General features: G+C 60.9%; 19 protein-coding genes. 16 read left to right on the forward strand and 3 right to left on the reverse strand.

The annotated features are described in order from the left end of the window. The first annotated feature begins 302 nt into the window (after window positions 1-302). From KLP40_RS17830 to KLP40_RS17905, 16 genes are all read left to right on the forward strand, one after another. Window positions 303-1,970 (forward strand): sensor histidine kinase, encoded by a 1,668-nt coding sequence (locus KLP40_RS17830; protein ID WP_215595186.1) that lies wholly within the window; start codon window positions 303-305, stop codon window positions 1,968-1,970. A 35-nt stretch (window positions 1,971-2,005) separates the two neighbouring features. Beyond that, entirely contained in the window at window positions 2,006-2,767 is a 762-nt protein-coding gene (locus KLP40_RS17835; protein WP_215595187.1) for a LytR/AlgR family response regulator transcription factor, read from the forward strand. Between the two features lie 523 nt (window positions 2,768-3,290). Beyond that, complete coding sequence (locus KLP40_RS17840; RefSeq protein ID WP_215595188.1) at window positions 3,291-4,097, forward strand: hypothetical protein; 807 nt, start codon at window positions 3,291-3,293, stop codon at window positions 4,095-4,097. 44 nt (window positions 4,098-4,141) lie between these two features. Continuing rightward, a complete protein-coding gene (locus KLP40_RS17845) occupies window positions 4,142-4,459 on the forward strand; it encodes a DUF4134 domain-containing protein (protein WP_215595189.1) in 318 nt (105 codons plus the stop codon). Between the two features lie 11 nt (window positions 4,460-4,470). Further along, on the forward strand, window positions 4,471-4,803 hold the full coding sequence (locus KLP40_RS17850; protein ID WP_125423216.1) for a DUF4133 domain-containing protein: 333 nt from the start codon (window positions 4,471-4,473) through the stop codon (window positions 4,801-4,803). Between the two features lie 29 nt (window positions 4,804-4,832). Continuing rightward, window positions 4,833-7,319: a TraG family conjugative transposon ATPase gene (locus tag KLP40_RS17855; RefSeq protein WP_215595190.1), complete on the forward strand. Its 2,487-nt coding sequence runs from the start codon at window positions 4,833-4,835 to the stop codon at window positions 7,317-7,319. A gap of 32 nt (window positions 7,320-7,351) precedes the next feature. Continuing rightward, window positions 7,352-7,909, forward strand: a complete 558-nt coding sequence (locus KLP40_RS17860; protein ID WP_215595191.1) for a hypothetical protein — start codon at window positions 7,352-7,354, stop codon at window positions 7,907-7,909. Window positions 7,910-7,936: 27 nt separating this feature from the next. Then, window positions 7,937-8,590, forward strand: coding sequence for a hypothetical protein (locus KLP40_RS17865; RefSeq protein WP_215595192.1), 654 nt, complete (start codon window positions 7,937-7,939; stop codon window positions 8,588-8,590). Between the two features lie 15 nt (window positions 8,591-8,605). Further along, on the forward strand, window positions 8,606-9,262 hold the full coding sequence (locus tag KLP40_RS17870) for a hypothetical protein (RefSeq protein WP_215595193.1): 657 nt from the start codon (window positions 8,606-8,608) through the stop codon (window positions 9,260-9,262). 38 nt (window positions 9,263-9,300) lie between these two features. Next, window positions 9,301-10,410, forward strand: a complete 1,110-nt coding sequence (locus KLP40_RS17875) for a hypothetical protein (protein ID WP_215595194.1) — start codon at window positions 9,301-9,303, stop codon at window positions 10,408-10,410. Between the two features lie 38 nt (window positions 10,411-10,448). Then, a complete protein-coding gene (gene traK, locus KLP40_RS17880) occupies window positions 10,449-11,063 on the forward strand; it encodes a conjugative transposon protein TraK (RefSeq protein ID WP_215595195.1) in 615 nt (204 codons plus the stop codon). Window positions 11,064-11,073: 10 nt separating this feature from the next. Beyond that, window positions 11,074-12,273 (forward strand): conjugative transposon protein TraM, encoded by a 1,200-nt coding sequence (gene traM / locus KLP40_RS17885; RefSeq protein WP_215595196.1) that lies wholly within the window; start codon window positions 11,074-11,076, stop codon window positions 12,271-12,273. An 8-nt stretch (window positions 12,274-12,281) separates the two neighbouring features. Beyond that, complete coding sequence (traN, locus tag KLP40_RS17890; protein ID WP_215595197.1) at window positions 12,282-13,442, forward strand: conjugative transposon protein TraN; 1,161 nt, start codon at window positions 12,282-12,284, stop codon at window positions 13,440-13,442. A 126-nt stretch (window positions 13,443-13,568) separates the two neighbouring features. Further along, window positions 13,569-13,757, forward strand: a complete 189-nt coding sequence (locus tag KLP40_RS17895; RefSeq protein ID WP_183405375.1) for a hypothetical protein — start codon at window positions 13,569-13,571, stop codon at window positions 13,755-13,757. A 188-nt stretch (window positions 13,758-13,945) separates the two neighbouring features. Then, entirely contained in the window at window positions 13,946-14,695 is a 750-nt protein-coding gene (locus tag KLP40_RS17900; RefSeq protein ID WP_215595198.1) for a type IV toxin-antitoxin system AbiEi family antitoxin domain-containing protein, read from the forward strand. Then, window positions 14,680-15,666: a nucleotidyl transferase AbiEii/AbiGii toxin family protein gene (locus KLP40_RS17905; protein WP_215595199.1), complete on the forward strand. Its 987-nt coding sequence runs from the start codon at window positions 14,680-14,682 to the stop codon at window positions 15,664-15,666. Before KLP40_RS17900 ends, KLP40_RS17905 begins: the two co-directional genes overlap by 16 nt. A 115-nt stretch (window positions 15,667-15,781) precedes the next feature. On the opposite strand, the gene KLP40_RS17910 is transcribed toward KLP40_RS17905, so the two are convergent. Genes KLP40_RS17910 through KLP40_RS17920 form a run of 3 tightly spaced genes read right to left on the reverse strand, consistent with a single transcriptional unit; the run spans window position 15,782 to window position 21,030 of the window. Further along, window positions 15,782-16,627, reverse strand: coding sequence for an HNH endonuclease (locus tag KLP40_RS17910; protein WP_215595200.1), 846 nt, complete (start codon window positions 16,625-16,627; stop codon window positions 15,782-15,784). Between the two features lie 2 nt (window positions 16,628-16,629). Beyond that, window positions 16,630-17,892 (reverse strand): AAA family ATPase, encoded by a 1,263-nt coding sequence (locus tag KLP40_RS17915; protein ID WP_215595201.1) that lies wholly within the window; start codon window positions 17,890-17,892, stop codon window positions 16,630-16,632. Window positions 17,893-17,928: 36 nt separating this feature from the next. Beyond that, window positions 17,929-21,030 (reverse strand): DEAD/DEAH box helicase, encoded by a 3,102-nt coding sequence (locus KLP40_RS17920; protein ID WP_215595202.1) that lies wholly within the window; start codon window positions 21,028-21,030, stop codon window positions 17,929-17,931. Between the last annotated feature and the right edge of the window lie 203 nt (window positions 21,031-21,233).

Raw genomic sequence — 21,233 nt, forward strand, 5'->3', positions numbered from 1 at the left:
CGGCCGTTTCCTTTCCCAGTACGGCCTGATCCTGAACCCTTAGCAGCCAGTAGGGGAGGGGAGAGGGCGCGCTATCTATCTGCTATGCCTACTCATGTATCTCGTTGTTCATCAACCCACCAACAGCCCGTTACCGCGTGAAGAGGGGTAGTATGTGGGGGTTGCTTGGCCTGCTGCTCGGCCCCCTGGCTGGCGCTTTAGCTCAGCCCCCAGCCAGGCAGACCCAAACCACCGACTCGCTCCGGGTTTCGGCCCGGTCTACCATGTCGCCGGACTCCGTACGATACCAGGCACTGCGCGCTTTGAGCGATAGCCTGTTTGCGCTGGATGTACCGCAAGCTAGGCGGGCGGGAGAACAAGCTGTGGCGCTGGCCCGCCAGCGGAGCGACTGGCCGGGTGCGGCCGCCGCCCTCTACCAGCTGGCAGTAAACTGCGAGCGGGCGGCTGACTACGTAGCTGCCATGCGCTACAGTCAGCAGGGTGTCGAGCTGACCCGCGTGCATCTTCCCGGCGAGCAGTGGCGCTTCACCCAGACCCTGGGGCTGGTGGCCGTAGCCACGAAGGACGTGGCCGCCGGCCTGCGCTACCTGCGCCAGGCCCACCGGCAGCAGGCCGCCATTGCGGGCGTAGCAGCCGGAGAGCGGGGCAATTTGCTGCTCCACCTGGCTGACAATCACTTAGCACTCCGTCAGCCCGACTCTACTTTGTACTACGCCTCCCGGGCACTGCCGCAGCTGCGCCACGCCGCGGACAGCCAGGGGCGGGGGCGGGTCTATTACCTGCGCGGGGCCATCTATGCCGAACGCCTGCCGGTCTCGCGCCGGAGTCTGCAGGCGGCCGCCATAGAGTTGCAACGCGCCCTGAGCGTGTTCCAGCACGCTGGCCAGGAGGCCGATGCTGCCCGCGCGGCCCTGGCCCTGGCGCGGGTTCGCCGGCTGCAGGGTCGCCCCAAGACCGCCCAGCAAATGGCCGAGCGGGCGTTGCGTCTGGCCCGGGCGGGTAGGATGCCCGATGATGAAGCCGACGCCCTCTCCAGCCTGGCCCGGTCCTACGCCGACCAGAAACGCCCCCGCCGGGCCGACGAGTTCGACGCCCGGTCTCAGACCCTGCGGGACTCTCTCTTCAATGAGAACAAGGCCCGGGAATTGGCCCAGCTGCAGGTGCGCTACGACGTGCAGCTGCTCACCGAGCAGAAGCGGGCCGCCGAATTCGAGCAGCGCAGCCAGCGGGCCCAGCTACATTCGCTCTGGCTGCTGCTGGGCGGCCTGACGACCACCGTGGCCGTAGGCGGGGGATTGTACTGGCGGCTGCGGCGGCAGAAATCCCTGCTGGCCCTGGCCAACGAGGCCAACAGCCGGGCCGTGGCCGAGAAGGAAGTATTGCTGCAGGAAATTCACCACCGGGTCAAAAACAACCTGCAGCTGGTCAGCAGCCTGCTGGCCTGGCAGGGCAGCTCCTTACCTGACCCCGTGCTGCAGCAGGCCCTGGCCAGTTCCCGGACCCGTATCCAGAGCATGGCCTTGGTACACGAGTTTCTGTACCGGGCCGATGATCTCTCGCAGGTGCGCATGGACGAGTACCTGGGTGAGTTGCTGGAATCCCTGCACCGCTCGCTTACTACGCCCCGGCAGCGCATTCAACTCAGCCGCAGTCTGGACCCACTGGTCATGGACCCCAAAGAGGCCAGCGCCTTGGGACTGGTGGTAAATGAGCTGGTGACCAATGCCTATAAGCATGCCTTCCGGGAGCGGGAGCAGGGCAACCTGCACGTGGTGCTGGAAAAAACTGCGGCGGGCTTTTGGCTTGCAGTTCAGGATGATGGCGCCGGAATAACAGCTGAGCTAAACCCGGAAGAAACTCATTCGCTGGGCTTACAGTTGGTAAACACGCTGGCTCGACAGTTGAAGGCCAGTGTATCGACTGTTCCCAATCTACCCACGGGCACCCAGGTAGTAGTGGCCAGCACCTAGGCGGTTGGCTCGTTACCGGGCCCTAACCCGATGCTATGGCTACTATCCTCATCGTAGAAGACGAACTGCTGATTGCCGCCGAGATTGAACGTACCCTGGTCCGGCTGGGCCACTCGCCGCTGCCCCCCGTGGAGAGCAGTGACGAGGCGCTGCAGGTCTTGGCCGCCCAGCCCGTGGAGCTGGTGCTGATGGACATCAACATTGCCGGGGACTGCGACGGTATTGCGGCCGCGCTGCTCGTGCGGCGGCAGTTTGCCGTGCCGGTGGTGTTTCTAACGGCCCGCTCCGACTCGGCTACTCTGAACCGGGCCAAGCTGGCCCAGCCCTACGGCTTTCTGGTCAAGCCCTTCACCGATGATTCGCTGCGGGTGCAGATTGAGCTGGCCCTGTTCAACGCCTACCAGGCCGGGCCGGTGGGACCAGAGCTGGATTCGGCCGACGCCGGCACGGAGGTGCTGGGTCCCGCCGAGCGCTGCCCCAAGTTCAAGGACTACCTGTTCGTGCGCAAAGGCTCGGGCCACGTGAAGGTGCTGCTCAGCGACATTCTCTACTTCGAGGCCCTGCAGAACTACGTGCGCCTGCACACGGTGCGGGAGCGGTTTGTGTTTGACTCCACCCTTAAGGAGCTGGAGCAAAAGCTGCCCGACCAGTTTTTCAAGACCCACCGCTCCCACATCGTAAACCTGGACCACGTGCAGGCCTATGAGGAAAGTAGTGTGCTACTGGGTGCCGAATACGTGCCGGTGAGCCGTTCCTGCAAGGATGAGCTAAAGAGCCGCATTCACTTGGTAGGGTAGTCCCGCCGCCCCGCTGCCCCGTTTTGTGGCCAATGCCCGGCTGGGCTAGTTTGAAGAGGCATTGACTGGGGCCGGGCTGCCGGCGGATGCCGTTGCGGCAGAAACTGAAGCCTGCAGGACCGAGCTCATTCACCACCTGCGGCAACTAATCCGTGAACGACTCTAACAAGTGAGCTCCTGTGTGGGCCGCTACAACCCACCGGGGACCGGGCCAACTGGCTTGTTCTCCGATGGGTTGTTGTGCTTAGGGGGATGACGTAGACCTGCTTGGCCCAGAGCACATCGTGCCGGGGCTGGTCAAGTCCATGGGAGGCAGCAGAGATGAGGCCATTCAGCGCGAAAACGGTCGGAAAAGGCCTTCCATTCGTGTAGAGTCGGCGCACCTCACCACCCGATTTTAACCGTTCGTCAACTTTCTACTAATCGTTTTTTGGGACCGGATAGGTTTGCACAAGTCAAACCTCGGTTTGGCACGCCCACGCTCAGGTCGGCCGACCCGAGGTGCCACGCTTGATTCCTGACGATGCTCAGCGCTTATTCCTGGAGCCAGTTTGGCCTGTTTATGCTGGTCGTGGTTCTGCTCTACTACCTAGTAGTCGGATTACTCTATTACCGCGCCGAACTCGCCCCGCTGCTCTCGCTTAGTAAACGCGGCGCGGGCAGCACCCCGTCCCCCGCCACGGCTCCCCCCGCCCTGGTGCGCCCAACCTCCGCCTTTGCGCCACCGCAACCGGCTGCCGCCGTGGCAGCACCGGAAGCTATGGTAGAGGAGGAGGGCGCCGCCGAGAACCTGCCCCCAGCCACTGAATCGGTCGTGGAAGGTCTGTTACCGGCTTCCACGGCCACGGCTACCGGCCAGGACCAGAGCGCCGACGACAGCACGCCCATGGATGCCGCTTCGGGCTCGGCCGAGGAGCAGGCCGCCGCCCAGGACCAGACCCGCACCGAAGCCCCCGACCACGCCGATGAGCGCCTGGCGGAGCTGGTACGGCGCGAGGCTCACGCCGATGCGGACCCGCCGGCGGTAGACCAACCCGCTGAACTTCTCGACGCCGAACCCGTGCGCCAAGAACAGCTACCGGCGGGCTACGAGCCCCTGGCCTCGTTCGAGGAGCCGGTGGCCTCCCCGCTGGACATCATCACGGCTGGGCCCGCGCCGCAGCTGGTGGCCGCCGAATCAGTCAGCGAATACATCGCCTTGCTGCAGGCGGGCCAGAATCCGCCCGCCCCGGCCGGCCTGCAGGGCACCTGCCTGGCCGGGCAAATGGCCCAGCACCTGGAAGAATACCAGGCCGAACTGGCCGCCCTGTTCGGGGCCGACGAGCTGTAGCGCCCGGCCGGCCCATCCCCTAAGTCTCATTCTTTCCCATTCCTATGAACCAGAAGCATTTTAGTACCTCGCTGGCCATTCTGGCCCTGCTCCTTAGCTCGCACCTGCTCTATGCCCAGACCGGGGGCGGCAACGGCACGGCCGGCATCCAGGATGCCACCACCCAGGTCACCAGCTACTTCGACCCGCTCACCAAGCTCATGTACGCCATCGGGGCGGTACTGGGTCTGGTGGGTGCCATCAAGGTGTACAGCAAGTGGAACTCCGGCGACCAAGACACCCAGAAAACGGCCGTGTCGTGGTTTGGCTCCATGATTTTCCTGGTCATCGTGGCCACGGTGGTGCGCTCGTTCTTCCTGTAAGCCCCCAGGCCATGCCCGTATACGACCTGAACCGGGGCATCAACAAGCCCGTCGAATTCAAGGGGCTGGTGGGCAGCAACATCTACTTTCTGGTGGCCGGCATCGGGCTGGTGTTTGCCCTGTTCGTGACCTGCTACCTGGCGGGCGTGCCCCTGGTGCTGACTGTGCTGCTAACCTTCCTGGCCGGGGGCGGCATGTGGGCCGGCGTCTTCGCCCTGAACCGCCGCTTCGGCGAGCACGGGCTGATGAAAGCCGCCGCCCGCCGCTCCTCGCCCCGCTACATCACCAACCGGCACAGCCGCCTTTTCCAACGCCTCAACCAGGACCCGCCCGGCCGCGCGTAGCGGCCGGGGCGGGTACTTTTCCCCTGCCCATGAGCAACAAGGTTCTGCCCTCCGTTTCCCTGGAATCCAAGCAGCCCATCTACAAGGTGGAAAAGGACTGCCTCGTCTCGAAAAACGCGGACGTGACGGTGGCCTTCCGCCTGGAGCTGCCGGAAATTTTCACCCTCTCGCGCGAGGACTACGCCCAACTGCAGGCCGCCTTCGTGAAGGCCGTGCGCCTGCTGCCCGACCACTGCGTGGTGCATAAGCAGGACTGGTACGTGGAGGACAAGTACGCCCCGGGCTTCGAGGCTGAACGCACGCTGCTCTCCGCCGCCTACGAGCGGCACTTCCACGAGCGGCCGTTCCTCAACCACTTCTGCTACCTCTACCTCACCAAAACCTCGTCGGAGCGGCCTAACTGGGGCAGCACCTCGGGACTGCTGGCCCGCCGCCACATCGTGCCCAAGGACCTGCTCGACACGAAGGTGCTGGAAAGCTTCCTGGACAGCGTGGGCCAGTTCGTGCGCACGCTGGAAGGGGTAGGGCCCACCAACGCGCCGTTCATCCGCTCGCACCGGCTGACGTCGGATGAGCTGGCCGGGACCCAGCAGAAGGCCGGGCTGCTGGAAAAATATCTCTCGCTGGACCTGTCCGACCAGGCCCTGCAGGTAGACCTGGACTTGACCAATGGGCTGAAGGTAGGGCAGGAATTCTGCCAGATGTTCTCGGTGGCCAACCTGGATGATTTGCCCACCGCGGTGGAAACCGACAGCCGCTACGAGGCCTACAGCACCGAGTACTCGGACTTCCCCATCTCGTTTGCCGCGCCGCTGGGGCTGCTGCTGGGCACCAGCCATATTCTGAACCAGTACGTGTTTCTGGACAACACCCAGAAAACGGTGAAAACCTTCGAGCAGAAGAAGGACCGGCTCAACTCCCTCTCGCTCTACTCCCGGCAGAATGCCATCAACGTGGAGTACTACCACGCCTTTCTCAACGAGCTGATCACCCACAAGCGCCGCCCGGTGCGGGTGCACTGCAACGTGCTGACCTGGGGCAGGAGCGAGGAGGAATTGACCGAGGTGCGCAAGCTGGTTAACGCCGCCTTCAACCAGATGAACTGCAAGCCCCGGCAGAACACCGTGGATATTGCCGCGCTCTACTGGGGCGGCATTCCGGGCAACGCCGGCGACTTTCCCGCGGAGGAAACCTTCTACACCTTCATCGAGCAGGCCGTCTGCTTCTGGGCCTCGGAAACCAACTACCGCTCCACCGGGGCCACCAAGGGCATCAAGCTCTCCGACCGCCTCACCGGCAAGCCCGTGCTGGTGGACATCTCCGACGAGCCGATGAAGCGGCAGGTCATCTTCAACCGCAACAAGTTCGTGCTCGGCCCCTCGGGTTCGGGCAAGTCGTTTTTCACCAACCACATGGTGCGCCAGTACTATGAGCAGGGCGCCCACGTGCTGCTGGTGGATACGGGCAACTCCTACAAAGGTCTCTGCGAGCTGGTGGGCGGGGTGTACTTCACCTACGAGGAAGACGAGCCGATTGCCTTCAACCCCTTCCTGATTTCGGGCAAGCTCGACGTGGAGAAGAAGGAAAGCATCAAAACGCTGCTGCAGGCGCTCTGGAAAAAGGACGACGAGGCGGTCAGCCAGTCCGAGTATGTGTCGCTCTCCACGGCCGTGAGCCTGTATTACGTGATGCTCGAAGCCAACCCGGCTATTCAGCCCAGTTTCAACACGTTCTACGAGTTTGTGAAGGGCACCTACCGCAGGGTGCTGGAGGAGGAGAAGGTGCGCGAGAAGGACTTCGATATCGACAACTTTCTCTACGTGCTCGGGCCCTACTACCGCGGCGGCGAGTACGACTACCTGCTCAACTCCGATAAGGAGTTGGACCTGGTGCAGGCCCCGTTCATTGTCTTCGAGCTGGACAACATCAAGGACCACCCCATTCTGTTTCCGGTGGTCACGCTCATCATCATGGAAACCTTCATCTCCAAGATGCGCAAGCTCAAGGGGGTGCGAAAAATGATTCTGATTGAGGAGGCCTGGAAGGCGCTAACCACGCCCGGCATGGCCGCCTACATCAAGTACCTGTTCAAGACGGTGCGCAAGTTCTTCGGCGAGGCCATCGTGGTAACGCAGGAAATCGACGACATCATCGGCAACGAGATTATCAAGGACGCCATCATCAACAACTCGGACTGCAAGATTCTGCTCGACCAGCGCAAGTTCATCAACCGCTTCGAGGAGATTCAGGCCCTGCTCTCGCTTACACCCAAGGAAAAGGACTTGGTGCTGAGCATCAACCGCGACAACCAGCCCGCGCGGGGCCGCTACACCGAGGTGTTTATTAGCCTGGGCGGGGTCGTGTCGAAGGTGTACGCCATCGAGGTGTCGAAGGAAGAATACGTGACCTACACCACCGAGGAAACCGAGAAGGTGCGGCTGTTCGAGAAGCTGCGCCAGACCGGCGACATGCCCACGGCCATCAAGCTGTTCGCCGCCGAGCTGCGTGAGGGGTAAGCGGTTCCAACATCAACAAAAGGGAAAAAACGATGCGCACTCAATTGCTTCACCTAGCCCTGCCGCTGGCGCTGCTCAGCAGCTGCGGCGCTGATACATCCCCGGCCAACTCGCCGGCGGCAGCCCCAGCAGCCAATGCTCCTGCTCCCGCCTCGGCCGAGGTAGCCGCCGCGCAGGCCCTGACCGACAGCCTGGTGGCCTTGCCCGCCGCTGAGCCAGCCGACAAGACGGCGGCCCGTCGCTACGCCCAGTTTGTGGCAGCCTGGCAGGGCAGCGACTTGGACGCCTCGGTGAAGGAGCACCCGGTGGTACGCAGCGGCTGGGCCCGTTACCGCTACGTGCTGCGCACGATAGCCCGCTCGCGGGGCCTACCCCGGGTGCAGCCCGAAGACGTGGCCACCTGGAACGGCCTGGCGGGCCGCTGCGAAACAGTGGCCACGATGCTGCTGGCCCTGACCAAGGAGCCCAACGTGACGGCAACGCAGGCCCTGCCCACGCTGCTGGGCTTTGAAGGCGGCACCGGCCAGGCCCGTTTCGAAGCCGAGCGGCACCTGAAGTACCTGCTGCACCCGCAAACCCGAAATCAATAAGCTTTCCACCACCCAAATGTGCCGCCCATGCAGAAGAAAATCATCCTCCTCAGCCTGGCCTCGCTGGGACTTAGTGCTACCCGGGCCTCGGCTCAGCTGGTGGTATCGGCCCCGCTGCTGGAAGGGCAAAGCGCGGTGCAGACCGGCCTGCAAAAGACTATGAAGGGACTGGAAGCCGCTGCCAACAAGCTGGTGGCCTTCGGGGTGAAGGAGCAGGAGCTGACCAAAACCTTTGCCCGCAAGAACCTGGAGCAGCACAAAGAATGGTACGACGGCCTGCTCAAAGTCAGCGCCGCCGTGCGCGACTACCGCCGGGTGCGCTCCATCTACGCCAAGCAAACCCAGATTATCCAGCAGTACTCGGATGCCATCAACGTGCTGCGCACCTCGCCCTATATCACACCCCAGCAGCTCACGCAGATGACCAGCGTGTACGCTCAGCTACTGACGGAAGGAGCCAACACCGTGGCCGACCTGCGCACCGTGGTCAGCCCAGCCATGCTCAAGATGACCGACGCCGAGCGCATGGAGTTCATCGACCAGCTGGACGCCAAAATCACCGACCAGTTGGGCCTGGTCAGCTACTTCACCCGGCGCAACATGCTGCAGTTGCGGGCGGCCCAGCAAATCGAGCAGGACCGCCAGACCCTGCTATCGTTCATGGGCTCCAGTGCCCGCTAACCCCTCCCGCTGCCGATGAAAACTGCCTTCTTATTCGCGCTGCTGGTGTTGCTGGGTCTGGTGGCCCGGCCGGCACGGGCCCAAACGGTGATATCGGCGCCCATCTCCGAGCAAATCTCGCGCAAGCAGATTCTCCACCAGGGTGTATCGACCACGCTGAAAGGCCGGGCCAAGGTGCTGGCCGGCGATATTAAACAGCTTAGCACGGCCATCAAGGGCATCACCGACCAAACCCAGGCCCTGCACGCGCAGTGGTACAGTGGGTTGCTGCAAATCAGCGCTGGCGTGCGCAACTACCGCCGGGTGCGGGAAATCTACGACGCCCAGGCCACCATGATTACCCAGTTTTCCAGCGGCGTAACCGAGCTGCGTACCCGGGGCCTTACGCCCGCGCAGGTTAGCGAGGCCTCCACCATGTACCAAGTGCTGCTGCAGGAAAACGTGTCGCTTATCGCCGAACTGGCCACCATCATGACCACCAACCGGGCGCAGATGACGGACGCCCAGCGCCTCAAGTTCATCAACCGCATTGCCGACCGCATGCAGCAACAGCAGCACCTGATGACTTACTACACCAACAAGTGCCGGGCCGTGGCCTACCAGCAGCAGCAGGCCCGGCAGGACCGAGCTTCGGTGCTGGCCCTGATTGGGGCCGCAGACGCCGCCCGCTAGCGCCCCGCCGCTTTTCTCCCACCGCATTTCCCGCCGCTATGGACATGAACTCAATCACCATGCAGATGCTGCAGATGGAGCAGATGCTGGGCCGGCTCTACGATTCGATGCTGCCGCTGGTCGCGCAGTTCGTGACCCTGGGCCGCGCTGTGGGCGGCATTGCCGCCCTGATATTCATCAGCTCCCGGGTATGGGGCCACATTGCCCGGGCTGAGCCTATCGACCTGTACCCGCTGCTGCGCCCCTTCCTGATTGGCCTTGCCATCCTGCTGTTTCCGCAACTGCTCGGCGGCCTGCGCGGCATCACGGGCGCGCTGGCCACCAGCACCGACTCGGTGCGCACTGACCAGACCGCCCGCATCGACCAGCTGCAGCAGCAGAAAAAGGCTCTGCTGGCCCGCCAGCCGGGCAACGAGTATTTCGCCACGGATGAGGCCTATGAAAAGCGGCTGGAAGAGCTGGGCGGGGCCACAGGCATGAGCAATATGGGCCAGCAGGCGGCGCTGGGCTTTGACAAGCTCAAGTACGAGGTGAAGCAGGACTTCCGGGAATGGATGAAAAATACCCTGGAACTCTTCCACATCGCCGCCCGTCTGCTCGTCAACGTGCTGGCCACCTTCCTGCTCATCGTGCTGTCGGTGCTGGGGCCTCTGACCTTCGGCATTGCCATTTTCCCGAGCTTCACCGGCTCCATTGCCAAGTGGCTGGGACAGTTCGTCACCATCAGCCTGTGGGTGCCGGTAGCCAACATCTTCGGGGCCATCATGGGCCAGTTTCAGGTGATGATGCTGGAGGCCGACATTGGCCGCCTCAACACCGGCGCCGGCGTCGACTCCGCCGATTTTGGTTACCTGGTTTTTCTCTGCATTGCCATTGCCGGCTACCTGGTCATTCCCTTCATCACGGATATGATGCTGGCCGCTTCGGGCGTGAGCGGCGTGGCCCGCGCCATGCAGGGGGCGCTGGTGGGCACCGCCGCCACGGCCGGCGCTGCGGCCGGGGCTGCTACGCGCCTGGGCGCGGCCCCGGCCGCCGTGGCCGCCTCCACGGGGCCGGCGGCTACCGACAACCGGTCCTGGGGCGAGCAGCTGGGCCACCGCGCCGGCACAGCCCTCCGGGAACGGGTCTTCGGTCGCCGCTCCGCCTAAGCCCGGGCCCTATTATTCCTCACTAGCCCTCTCCAGCCATGTTCGCATCCCTGAAAACCATTGATTCCGCTTTCCAGCAGGTCAAAACGCTGGCCCTGCTCTTTATCGTGGCAGTGCTGGTGCTGGCCGGCGCTATTGCCTACTTCGCGTTTCAGACCACCACCGCGGCCGCCAACCGCATCTACGTGCTGGAAGGCGGGCAGCTGCTTACGGCCGGCGCCCGGGATGCGCGGGCCAACCGGCCGGTGGAGGCCCGCGCCCACATTACACGCTTCCACGAGCTGTTTTTTACCCTGGACCCTGACCAGAAGGCCATTGACAGCAACGTGAACAAGGCGCTGTACCTGGCCGACAACTCGGCCAAGCGGCAGTACGAGAACTTCAAGGAGAAGGGCTTTTACAACGACCTGATTGCCGCCAACATCAGCCTGGAGATGGGCGTGGACAGCGTGGTGATAACCAACGCACGCCCCCTGGTGGCGCGGTGCTACGGGTACCAGCGCGTTATCCGGGCCACCTCGGTGACCACCCGCAACTTCCTCTCGGAATGCTCCCTGCGCGACGTGACGCGCTCGGAGAATAACCCGCACGGCTTCCTGATGGAAAATTGGCGCGTGCTGCGCAACGAAGACCTCAGTACTCAGCCCCGTTAAGCCCCACCCGATGGAAACCAAACCGCACGACGCGCAATTTCTGCGCACCCGCAAGATGGCCACCTTCCTGCCGGTAGTGGGCGTCCCCTTTCTGGCCGTCATGTTCTACCTGGGCGGCGGCGGGCAGGGCGCGCCCGCCGCCGCCCAGAACGTGCCGTCCGGCTTCAACACCACCCTGCCCACGGCCGAAAAAGGCTCCATCACCGCCAGCAAGCTCGAAGCCTACGCCAGCCCAGTGGATACCCTGCGCAACCGGGGCCTGGTCGATGCCCGTCTCGATACGGCGGCCGGCTCGGGTCTGTCGTACTCCATCGGCGCCGATGGCAAGCCCGGGCCCAATGGGTCGGTGGACAGGTCCGTGGTGGAAGCCCAGCAGCAGCTCATTGCCGCCCAGCAGGCGCAGCTGAACGATGGGGCCGCGCCCGGCGCTGCGGCCACTCCAACTGCAGCAGCACCCGGCGCCCTCACGCCCCAGGAGCAGCTGGAGCTGATGCGCAGCCAGCACGAGCGGGAGCTGGCCGAGAAGGACGCCCAGCTGCAGATGGCCCAGCTGCTGGCGCAGAGCAACAGCGGCGGGGGAGGGGTAGCCCGCCCGGCCGTGCCGGTGGTGGCCAAGACTAAGAAAAAGGCCAGCACCCGGGCCAAGGTGGTCGATGAGGATGCCGTCGTTTCCCGATTGGGCGGGGGCGGCTCGGGCAGCCGGCGCACGGCTTCGTTCACCGGCCTGGATGATGGCCGGGCCGCCACCGAGGATGCCAACACCTTGCCGGCCGTCATTCACGAATCGCAGGAAGTGGTCAGCGGCTCACTGGTTAAAATGCGCCTGACGGAATCGGCCGTGGTCAACGGCCGCGCCCTGCCAGCCAACACCTTCATCTACGGCAAGTGCAGCCTGGCCGGGGAGCGGCTGAACATCAGCATTGAGACGCTGAAAACCGGCATTCGGGTCTTCCCGGTGGCCCTCGAAGTCTACGACGTGGACGGCCTGGAAGGCCTGCACATTCCGGGCGCCATTACCCGGGACGCGGCCAAGCAGGCCGGCGCCGACGGCCTGAACGCTGCCGACGCCATGACCATGAGCGCCGACCCTACCCTGGCTGCAGCCGGCGTCGCGGTTACCGCCGTCAAGGGGCTCGGCCAGAAGAAGATCCGCCTGGTCAAAGTGCGCCTGAAAGCCGGCTACCAGGTCATGTTGAAGATTGACAAATAAGCTACCCTATGAGAATTGCCCTTGCCCTCTGCACCCTGCCCCTCAGCCTAGCTGTGGCACCCGCCCTCGCTCAATCCACGACGCTGGCCAGCACCCGACCCGTGGCCCCAGCGGCTCCGGCGAAGCTCGCGACGTATCCGCTGTTTGTGTCGGAGCAAAAGACCACCCACTTGGTATTTCCCTCCCCGGTCACCTACGTCGATTTGGGCAGTGCCGGGCTGATTGCAGCCAAGGCTACGGGCTCCGAAAACATCGTGCGGGTCAAGGCGGCCGGCAGCGGCTTCAGCGAAACCAACATGACCGTGCTCACGGCCAGCGGCAAGCTCTACTCCTTCGTAGTGGGCTACCAGCGCAACCCGCGCCAGCTGGGCCTGGACCTGGGCGCGCCCAGCGCGGGCCCGGCTAAGCTGCCCGTGCTCCCGCTCTACGTCTCGGACCAGAAAACTACCCACCTTGTGTTTCCCTACCCGGTCACTTACGTCGACCTGGGCAACTCCGACATTCTGGCCGCCAAGGCCACGAGTGCTGACAACATCGTGCGCGTGAAGGCGGCCAGCAACCACGTGACCGAAACCAACATGACCGTGCTGACCTCCGGTGGCAAGCTGTACATGTTCGTTGTCAACTACCAGCACGACCCGAAGGTGCTGAGCCTGGACCTGAGCACGATGACCAGTTCCACTGCCCAGGCCGGCAGTGGCAGCGATGCCATCCTGTCCAGCACGCCCATTCCGCAGGGCAACCTGGATGCCTATTCTAAGCAGGCGCTGGCACGCGGCGGCGCGGCGGCCAGCGACACGAAAAACCAGCTCAGCGTGCGCGCGGGCAGCGTGGGCTACCAGCAGGAAACTCTGTTTTTCCCGCTGCATCTGCGCAACCGCTCCAATGTGACGTATGATGTGGATTTCGTCAAATTCTATATCCAGGACAAGAAGGTAGCCAAGCGCACGGCCGAACAGGCCATTGAGCTCACGCCCACCTATGTCTACAACGGCAACCTGAAAAAGATTGAAGCCGCCGGCAAGCTCCAGCAGGTATTCGTGTTCAAGAAGTTCACCATTCCCGACCAGAAAAACCTGGTCGTCGAGGTGTACGAAAAAGGGGGCGGGCGCAATATCAAGCTCAGGCTTTCCAACAGCGACCTGCTCCGGGCCCGCGGCTTCCGGTAGCCTTAACTCGCCTGTGCGCCTTGCTTATTGGCATCGTTGTGTGCACCAAATCAGTATCATGTCGTTTACCTAATAGAGGAAGCAGGGCAAACGACCGGCTCGATACTCACTCTCATCCATACTGCTATGCGTATTCTGCTGCTTATCGCCTTGGTTATTTTCCTCTACTCATCCTGGGCACCAAGTTGGGGAGCTCAGGTGGCCACCTGGAGCCTGTTGCTCTATTTCGGCTTCAAGTTCTTCCGCCTTTCCAGCTCCGTCATGCACCGGGCCTCTCGCAGCCCTCAAGACCGTTACGACCCGCACAACCACTAGCAGTTCCCCGCTTTTCAGTTATCCATAAGCACCCTCCTGTTGCCTCTAGACGGTAGCGAGAGGGTGTTTGGGTTTTACGTGCAAGCTGCTGCTTGAGTCCGTAACTTAGGTGGAACACAAAGCACATTTTGTAATGTTTTGCAGTCAAAAAACTTTACAATTGATGTATCTTTACCGGCCCCAAGCAGATGGAAAAAGCGCCCAAATCCACGACCGCCCGCCAGAAAATCCTCAACCGCTTGCAAAAGTTGGAGCCGGGCGCCCTCGTGCGCTACCAGGAGTTCGCCAGCTTAGGCATCGCACCGGGTACAGTGGCCGTGAACCTGAGCCGGCTCCGCCAGGCAGGTGTGGTGCAGCAGGTCACCAAAGGCACCTACCGCCTCCCCCTGCAGAGTCGGTTCGGCCCGGTTCCGGTTTCCGAGCAGCAGGTAATGCAGGTGCTGCTGCAAACGCCAAACCAAAAGCTGCGGGGCTACCCCACCGGCGTGGCAGCCTTCAACCGCCTGGGCCTGACCACGCAGGTACCCCAGGAAATTCAGATTGCCACGTCCCGGCCGGGACGGCCCAAGAAAGTCGGCAACGTGCGCGTGCGCTTCGTGCGCAGCCGGGCCGATGTCAAGCCGGAGCAGGTAAAGCTCTGCCAGCTGCTGGATGCCCTGCGGCAGATTAAGCGCCTGCCCGACACTTCGCCAGCCGCGGCTCTGCTGCGCCTGCGCGAGCAGGTAAAGCAGCTACCACCGGCTGAGCAGGCCACTCTGGTTCGCCTGGCGCAGGAGTACAACCCGGCAACGCGCGCCCTGCTGGGGGCCCTGCTGGAAGAGTTGGGTGAAGTCAAGCTAGCCACCAAGCTGAAAGCCAGCCTGAATCCCTTATCCACTTATAAGCTTGGTTTGTCCGAGCAAGCTTTACCCAACCGCGCGCAATGGCAAATCCGATGACCCTGCACACCCACGAGCAGGACTTTCGCAACCTGATTACCATCACCGCGACGGCCCGGGAAATGCGGCAAAGCTTCATTGAGAAAGACTACTGGGTAACCTGGGTGCTGCGCAATCTGGCCGACTCGGCCGTGGCCGACCACGTCGTGTTCAAGGGAGGCACCTCGCTCTCCAAGGGCTACGGGCTTATTGAGCGGTTTTCGGAGGATGTTGACCTGGCCGTTATCCTGCAGGAGCAGCAAAGCGACGGTGAGCTGAAACGGCTCATTCGCGACATCCATAAAATCGCCGCTGGCGACTTGCCCGAAGTAGACGTGCCGGGCTCCACCAGCAAGCGCGGCCACAACCGGCTCGTGTACCACCAGTACCCCCACCTGTTCACCGACCCGGTGCCGACGGCTACCGAGCACATTCTGCTGGAAATAACGGCCTTTGGAGAACCCGAGCCACACAGTAAGCGTCCCTTGATTTCCTACCTGGGCCAGTACCTACTCGACCATGGGCAGCCGGACGCCGTGCAGGAATACGGCCTGGAAGCTTTCGATTTCAACGTACTGAGCCTCTCGCGCACGTTTGCCGAGAAAATCATGGCCCTGGTGCGCGCATCATACGAAGAAGACCCGCTCGCGGCAACGGGCCGCAAAGTGCGCCACCTCTACGACCTGCACCAGCTGGCTAACCAGCCCGAGGTGGCCGCCTTACTGGCCGGCCCCGGCCTGGCCCAGCAGCTCGCGGCCGTGCAGCGCGACGATGCGCGTGCAGGCGTCATTGGCCCGACCCTGGATTGGAAAACCAAGCCACTGACGGCGTGCTGGGCCTATACTGAGGAAGCTACGAATCTACGTCAGCTTCAGCAGCCCTACGAGCAGGAGTTGCCAAGCCTGCTGCATAGCCCACTTCCTGCATTTGACCAAGTACTACACGTTTTACAGCGTATCGCGCAGCAACTACGAGCCTATGATGGGTTGTAATCTAGAACCAAAGTAGAATACTGTCAAACGTCTGTATATCACTAGCATGGTGTACCTGCTCGCCAGCCTCAACTCTTGTAGTTGTCTTTCTCATATGCGTTAGTGAGGCACACAACTACGGTTGACTGGTTTGCGCAGCGAAGTAACGGTTCATGCCGGCGAAGAGATAGTTGTCTGCCTGCATCGCTGACAATTGCTGCTGAATGTCCAACTTCAGTTGATTATCAGCCGTGTCCGCTAAAGCCCGATGCAACAATTGAAACAGCTTATAGATCTTGTAGCGGTTAGTTTTTAGCTCGACCCGATTAAGACCATAGTAGTTTTCAGCCGCTTGCACGTGTGGTTGGTAGCGCGGTTCAGCCGGTACCAGAATTACCTCCTGTAGTACATCATCGGCTACGTAAGCGAAATACTGGGCAGGATTATCGGTATAGGGATTGAGAAGTAGGGCCTGTTCCTGCTGATGAGCCTGCGCGTAACGTGCGATGCTGTAGCCTCCGGTGCCAGTCAGGGGATCGGGCGAAAGTAACCCTACTAACTGCTGCAGTTCTGTATCGGAGAGCAAGGCGGTTACCAGCGGCGCCGGCAGCCGGCTGCTTCCTGTTAGAAGCGGGAAGTTGTCGCCTTTGTACAGTTGATTGCAAATCTGGCAAGCGTACAAATAGTTATCATAAGTGTAGGCCAGCCACCAATAGATGCTTTTGGGGCGGTAGTGCTCTACGTCGCCGTGCGCTACGATATCTGTAGTGGCCTCACAGTACGCACACTTGCCGAAGCATTCCTTTTTTAGCTGACTTTTAGATGCTTTCCAGTACGTAGATAGAAAGGCATGCTGCTTCAGCTTACCATTCAACACATCTCGTTGGGCTTGTAACAGAAGTAAGTCCTGCGCCAGCTTTTTGGGTCCGCGGTACTTAGTTGCAATTGCTTTGCTGCTTCGGTCGCGTTGGAGAGAAATCATGCTTACCGGGCATTAAGGCTGGCTTCAATACGCTGTAACAGGTCCATCTCCAGGTCACTCACGAGCGGCGTGTTGCGTTGGGGGCGGGTGTCGGCTAAGCGGTTGCTGACGTTGGCCAATTCGCGCTGCTCGGCTGTGGTCAGCGTTTTTTCGCGGGCTTTAAGCTGCGTATACTTTTGTTTGGCCGTTTCCACTTCTCGGCTCTCATCAGTGGCCAAACCAAATACTGGCGACATCAGTAGCTGATTGACCAGCAACTGTTGCGGCGATCCAATGAAGGGCACTAGTTCCACTGCCTGTCGGGCATTACGCCGTAGAGCAAACAACTCATCTTCACCAGCCTGTTGCGCCGTTAGAGCCGAATGTGTAGTAGCTACTATCTGGAAGTTGGGCAGCTTCTGACTGATAAAGTCGTAAAGTAGCCGCTGCCATTTGGGATGCAGGTGCAGGTCTATTTCATCGAGCAGCAGCAAGCCTCGGGCGTGCAGGGGCCGGCGGTGGTCGCGGAAGGTTTCTGTCACGCGGTACAGCAGGTCGCCAATCCAAGCAGCCATGTTCTGGTAGCCATCGCTGAGTTGTTCCAGCGGTATCAGCCCGTCGCTCGTTTCAAATAGTACCTGCTTTTGGCGCTTGTCAATCGAGTGAAATGAAATGCCCGGCAGGAAACTGTTGAGCGCCTCCCGTATCACCGCTAGGCCACTTTTACCATTACGGTAGTCAAGGTCCATGATCCAAGCGGCCAATGGGTGCAGCGTGGCCCCGGCATCAAACAAATTGCGAATATTGCCGGCCCGGCTGCCGTACCGGCTCGCTTCGGAATAGCTCATGGTACTGGCCGCATCGCTGACCAGCCGACGGCTGGCGCCGTAGCCAACCACAAAATAGTTACGATCGGCATTGTCGATGGCGTCATCTATCAGTTGTAGTACCTTTTGATTGTTGGAAATCAGCCGCGAGAGGGTATCGCCCCGCCTGATTTTCAGAGCCAGTTCCCGCTCCTCGCCTTTCTTGGTTGTCAGGCACGCTCGAATGGTGCAGGACGGCTTGCCCAGCGCAATCCAGCTGTCGAGGTTACCCACAATTTCGCCCAGGGCATTGCTGCCGCAGGTTATCAGTGCAATGGCTTTGAGCAGGTTGCTTTTGCCAGTGCCGTTCTCGCCCAGCAGCAGCGTCCACTGCCGGTTACGGGTGGCAGTTACCTCAAAGTCCAACTCCAGCTTGGCGAGGCATTTGAAGTTTTGCAGTGTGAGCTTGCGTAGGAACATAATCGGTGGGGTCGGTGGGAAGGAGATGAGCTACTGCTAAGCACTGCCGATAACCCGCAGCGGTACCCCGGCCAGGTCATGCACGAAATTTTGAGTGACGCCCAGTAATTTAAGAATTTCGTCGCCCACGTTAGCTTGGCTGATGGAAGGCTGCACGATGATAAATGCAAACTCGACGGGCAGTTGCCTTTTGGCGAGGCGCTTCAGGTTTTCGAGGTCTTGCAAGGTCCCTTTCTCCAAGCGGCTGCGAGAAACTCCTTTTTTCGTTTTGGGGTCGCGCCGCAACAGGTGTTGGAAGAGTGCCTCGGGGCGGCGGTGTTTCCAGTGCACCGAGCGTTGGGTTTGTCCGCACACTTCGTACAGGTTTTTCACGGCCTTGCCGACCTTGCCTTTCTGCGCGTACTTAAGGTGAAACAGCTCCACCGCTATTTTGTCGGCGTGCAGCTTGATGGTCACCACGTCGGCCGCCTCACCCGAGCTGTCATCGTCGTAAATGATGTCGTAATCCTCCTGCTGCAACTCTTGAATTACCCGGTACTGCACAGAGTCCGTGATGGGCAAGACGCCCTGCGACTCCGCGCTGATATCCACTCCCGTCCAGTCCCAGGCTTCAATGGCGGCGGCTGGAAACAAGCCAATGGACTGCTTCAGCGCTAGGTGGTCGTTGCCCTGCACCGATGAGCCGTCGGCAAACCAGACTGTGGGCGGAAATTGCTGTAAGAATTGAGCGGCTTCCACCTCGCGCCGGCCGTAGACGGCGTGCGTTACGGGACCGGTTAGCTGCGTAACGGCATAGTGAGGGTACATGGCTCCTGGCTCCCCGGCTTCTTGTAGAGTAATCCGAAACGTGGTTTGCTGGGTGTCGCTGGCCAGCACAAAATCAACGGTGGTAGAGCTGAACGCTCCCGTCAGTTCCAACGTGGCGCAGGATAAATCGACCAGTTCCGTGCCCAGCCGAAATTTGTAGTACACTTCACTTTCGGCGTACAAATCTTCGTGCCAATCAATCCAGACGGGGTCGCTCGGCGGAAATTCGCGCACGTAGACCGGTACCAGTGTGGCCTTCAGAAACTGGTTCGGGTCGATGCTGTTGTCCAGTAGCTGTTTCCCAATTTTGCTGCACCACTTCGTAAACACGCTCAGATTGTTCTCGCGCATGAGCCAGATGCGTCCCTTGTAGGAAGCACCCTGGTTGCGCTGCTTGCCGTTTTCGTAACCGGTACCCATCACGAAGGTTTTTTCGCCCTTTTGCTGCTCCAGCAGGCTGACGGCCTCCTCCAGGTCGCGCCCTACCAGCATCCGAAACCGAATATTCTTGCCCAGATGGTTGCGCAGGCCCACGTTCTGCAGGTTGATGCGGTGCAGACCGTCGAAGGTTTTGAATACGTCGACGCCCCGAATCAACTGAGCACCTTTTCCAATAATGGCTTGGGCCAGGGGCTCGTACAGCGACGAGTTATCGGAACTGTTGATGAAAAGCAGGTTGAGCCGTGTATCCCAAAACACGACGATGATGCGCCAGGTAAGCTGGTACACCTCTTTGGAATCCAGCCAGTCCACTCCCTGCTGGTGAGCCGTTAGGATGAGCAGCAGTTTATCATCGCGGTTCAGGTCATCGAATTTGTAGAATGCCTTATCGTAGTCGGGCAGCCCGGCCGCGAAATTGGCTGGGTGCCACGTATCGGTAGGGTTGCGGTACACCACCGTGCTAAGCTTGATCTTGATGTTGGCAATGGGCAGCTTGGCCTCGTCGAGCTTCGAAAAGCCGGCTAACAGCTTATTGAAGTCCACTGCTTCGCTGATGCGGGCCTGGCCCATGTTGGCCAGCAACTGATTCCAATTGGCATCGCTGGCGTACAAGTCATCTAACTCTTCGCCTACGTCGGGGTCGGCAATGTTGGCGATAAAGCAGGCGTTGCCCAGCTGCTCATCAAACTTGGTGCGCGTGAAGCGGCCGGCCAGTTGCAGCGTGATGGGCAGGCTCTTGCGAATGTCGTGGAAGGCGGCAATTTTCAGCTCCGGCAGGTCGAAGCCCTCCCCCAGCATGTTTACGCACACGATGATGCGAGCCTGCCGCCCTACAATCCGGCTCAACGTTTCCTTGGCCCCAGCCATGCCCGAATACAGCAATACTGGATTCAGGTCAGCGTGCGGGGCGTATAATTTATACACTTGGCGGGCCCGCTCCTTGGTGGAGCAACGAGCCATCAGAATATGGTTGTGACCCGCCGCCAAATCTTCTCGTAGCCGCGCCAGGGCTACGTCGGCAATAGCCTGGTCTGCGAGTTCTGGCTTGAACACGCTCACCGGCTTAAATTCGATGGTTTTGTAGTAGCCTTGCCGCTGGGCCTCACTCAGGGGAAAATTGAACAGGATGTTGCCTTCAAGCCGCTGGCCGTCGTTGCGAAACGGTGTAGCGGTGAACTGTAGGACTTTGCGGCCGTCGAAATGGTCTTTGACGTACTGCCAGGAGGTTGCCTTAACGTGGTGCGCCTCATCAATGAACACGTGGGAGCATTCAGTAGCCAAGTGCTTCAACTGGGCCGGACTGAGCGTCTGCAGAATGGCCATGGTGGCCACCACCACGTTGCTTTGCCTCACGAACTGCTCGAATTCAGCTGGATCAGCGAATGACTGGCGCATGATGCCCACGGCAGGGTAGCTGGCGGCACTTCCCACAATACCAAACTCCTTGAGCAGCCCCAGCATAATGAACTTCTCGGCAATTTGAGTGCGGAGTGCGTCGGAGGGCACAATGACAAGAAGCTTCTGGCATTGATTGGCAATCAGCACCGCCAGCATGGTTTCCGTCTTGCCGGTGCCGGTGGGCAATACCACGATGCCCGTATCAACCGGTAACTTTAAATGACCGAGCACTGAATAGATAGCCCCGAGTTGGGGCTGGCGTAGCCCGTTCACGCCCGCATCCCGGTCTTCTTCTACAAATGCAAAGTTCCCCCGCCAAGTATGCGTGATGGTGGCGGGGTCAGCAGCTGCGGCCCGGTCGCCTTTCAGCCACTGTTTGAGCTTGATTTTTCCGTTGTTCCAAGCCGCTAGGGTTGGTTTCTGCCGGGTTTGAATGATGTAGGTTTCTTCCGCCGGTAAGTCATTCGGGTCTGCCGTCAGATAAAGACTCATGTCGGTTGCTTGCACACGCAGCCCCGTCAGGTGCAGCGTTGCCGTGACGGAAGACAGCTTGTTGCCCCGGCGCAGTAGCCTAGTAATCGTATTCTTGCGAGCTGTTGCGAAGGAATTTTCTTCACGCCAGTCAGGTAGCACAAAATCCATACAGTGCACAAGGAAACAGGAATAAACCCTTAAACTAGGCAGAAAACCCGAGG

Origin of the sequence: Hymenobacter piscis, assembly GCF_018760735.1 — a bacterium.
GTDB lineage: Bacteria > Bacteroidota > Bacteroidia > Cytophagales > Hymenobacteraceae > Hymenobacter > Hymenobacter piscis.

What these genes read in the sequence shown, in the direction of transcription:
- KLP40_RS17835 (WP_215595187.1), top strand. Translation starts at nt 2,006, where the DNA reads ATGGCTACTATCCTCATCGTAGAAGACGAACTGCTGATTGCCGCCGAG.
- KLP40_RS17840 (WP_215595188.1), top strand. Translation starts at nt 3,291, where the DNA reads ATGCTCAGCGCTTATTCCTGGAGCCAGTTTGGCCTGTTTATGCTGGTC.
- KLP40_RS17845 (WP_215595189.1), top strand. Translation starts at nt 4,142, where the DNA reads ATGAACCAGAAGCATTTTAGTACCTCGCTGGCCATTCTGGCCCTGCTC.
- KLP40_RS17850 (WP_125423216.1), top strand. Translation starts at nt 4,471, where the DNA reads ATGCCCGTATACGACCTGAACCGGGGCATCAACAAGCCCGTCGAATTC.
- KLP40_RS17855 (WP_215595190.1), top strand. Translation starts at nt 4,833, where the DNA reads ATGAGCAACAAGGTTCTGCCCTCCGTTTCCCTGGAATCCAAGCAGCCC.
- KLP40_RS17860 (WP_215595191.1), top strand. Translation starts at nt 7,352, where the DNA reads ATGCGCACTCAATTGCTTCACCTAGCCCTGCCGCTGGCGCTGCTCAGC.
- KLP40_RS17865 (WP_215595192.1), top strand. Translation starts at nt 7,937, where the DNA reads ATGCAGAAGAAAATCATCCTCCTCAGCCTGGCCTCGCTGGGACTTAGT.
- KLP40_RS17870 (WP_215595193.1), top strand. Translation starts at nt 8,606, where the DNA reads ATGAAAACTGCCTTCTTATTCGCGCTGCTGGTGTTGCTGGGTCTGGTG.
- KLP40_RS17875 (WP_215595194.1), top strand. Translation starts at nt 9,301, where the DNA reads ATGGACATGAACTCAATCACCATGCAGATGCTGCAGATGGAGCAGATG.
- traK (WP_215595195.1), top strand. Translation starts at nt 10,449, where the DNA reads ATGTTCGCATCCCTGAAAACCATTGATTCCGCTTTCCAGCAGGTCAAA.
- traM (WP_215595196.1), top strand. Translation starts at nt 11,074, where the DNA reads ATGGAAACCAAACCGCACGACGCGCAATTTCTGCGCACCCGCAAGATG.
- traN (WP_215595197.1), top strand. Translation starts at nt 12,282, where the DNA reads ATGAGAATTGCCCTTGCCCTCTGCACCCTGCCCCTCAGCCTAGCTGTG.
- KLP40_RS17895 (WP_183405375.1), top strand. Translation starts at nt 13,569, where the DNA reads ATGCGTATTCTGCTGCTTATCGCCTTGGTTATTTTCCTCTACTCATCC.
- KLP40_RS17900 (WP_215595198.1), top strand. Translation starts at nt 13,946, where the DNA reads ATGGAAAAAGCGCCCAAATCCACGACCGCCCGCCAGAAAATCCTCAAC.
- KLP40_RS17905 (WP_215595199.1), top strand. Translation starts at nt 14,680, where the DNA reads ATGGCAAATCCGATGACCCTGCACACCCACGAGCAGGACTTTCGCAAC.
- KLP40_RS17910 (WP_215595200.1), bottom strand. Translation starts at nt 16,627, where the DNA reads ATGATTTCTCTCCAACGCGACCGAAGCAGCAAAGCAATTGCAACTAAG.
- KLP40_RS17915 (WP_215595201.1), bottom strand. Translation starts at nt 17,892, where the DNA reads ATGTTCCTACGCAAGCTCACACTGCAAAACTTCAAATGCCTCGCCAAG.
- KLP40_RS17920 (WP_215595202.1), bottom strand. Translation starts at nt 21,030, where the DNA reads ATGAGTCTTTATCTGACGGCAGACCCGAATGACTTACCGGCGGAAGAA.